Genomic DNA, 1,331 nt, shown 5'->3' on the forward strand with positions numbered 1-1,331 from the left:
AGCCTTTGCGGCTGACGGGCGCTGCGGCGGGTTCGAATCCGTTCCGGTTCAGCACGAAGCGGACGGAGGACGGCACGGGCCTGGTGCTGTACGAGTATCGGCCCTACAGTCCCGCCCTGGGAAGGTGGTTGAGCAGGGATCCGATTGCGGAGTCAATGGTCGGTACTCTTGGCGTGCACGGACACCAACGTGGAAAGAGTGTCATCCTACTTGCACGGTTGGTTAGTTCGGCGATCAGAGAGCTCCAATACTCTACCGAGCTTTTGAACGAATTCCACATGTGCCGGAACAGGCCTGTAGATCGTTTCGACATCCTTGGGCTTGGGAATGAGTGGTATAGCCGCGGAAGGTGCTGTAATTCGTCACAGGGGGAGGAGTGGGCGCTGGTTTCAGAAGGGGAGGGAGAAACAGCCAAGTGTTATTGGAAGAAGCTGGAACCGGGCGAATGCATCGGCGGGTTATTCAGCGACAAGGATTGCGAGGGAATGACATGCGGTGGTGGCTTTTACGTTGTAAAGCCTTATGACCTGACGGGCTACTGTAAAACGCCCGGGTGCGATCGATGGCCGTATACCCACCGCCGCTGGACGCCGGAGCCGGACCATGGAAACCCCGGAGCAGAAGGCCCACGAGACCGCTGCCGTAACATAGATCCTACACCGCCAGGCTATAAATACGGGCCGCGTCGGCAATGCTGTGATAAGCCATGAACTCCGTGCTGGTTATCGTTGTACTGCTGCTGGTTGGCCTACTCGGCGGATTGGCTGCAGCTTCATTCTGGATAGCACGGCGTGTGGGGCGAAAAACGGCCATTATTGTTGCGTTGGCTCTTATGGGAACCATAGTGCTGGGTTTATGGTACAGCGTGTATCCACTGGTTGACGTTCTAGCGTGGTATGAGGACTCGGATATGGAGGCCGCACTTGTTGGGGAATCTAAAGACCGTTGGGAGGGGTGGTGGATCAGTCTGCGTTGGCGCTGGAAGGGAAATTACTGGATGGAATATCTTGTGGACCTTGAATGCAACAGATGGAAAGAGGTAGCCCTGGTGCGAGACGGAATGCACCTAGTTGTCAAAAGGAAAGGAGTGCCAGCCGCGATTATAGATCTCGACAGTGGACGGTGTACCAATCTGCTTTACAGGAGTGTTGATAGCAGCCCTTATCGAGTTAATCTCACTAGTGACGTCCTCTGTAGGACCCGATTGATTGATGAACGTTATAGTATGTGGTCGGAGGTTTTGGGCCGGGCTCTGGAGCGTGAGTAGTTGGTCTTTTCAGAGGCCGCATGGAAGTCCATCGTGCACTTCAGCATGATACTGTGGGACAAGT

The 1,331-nt window shown here is 55.0% G+C and carries 1 protein-coding gene; it reads left to right on the forward strand.

Going from position 1 to position 1,331, the window contains the following annotated elements:
* Window positions 1-5 precede the first annotated feature (5 nt).
* Window positions 6-710 (forward strand): RHS repeat-associated core domain-containing protein, encoded by a 705-nt coding sequence (locus G4L39_RS15890; RefSeq protein WP_425485737.1) that lies wholly within the window; start codon window positions 6-8, stop codon window positions 708-710.
* Window positions 711-1,331 lie beyond the last annotated feature (621 nt).

Origin of the sequence: Limisphaera ngatamarikiensis, assembly GCF_011044775.1 — a bacterium.
GTDB lineage: Bacteria > Verrucomicrobiota > Verrucomicrobiia > Limisphaerales > Limisphaeraceae > Limisphaera > Limisphaera ngatamarikiensis.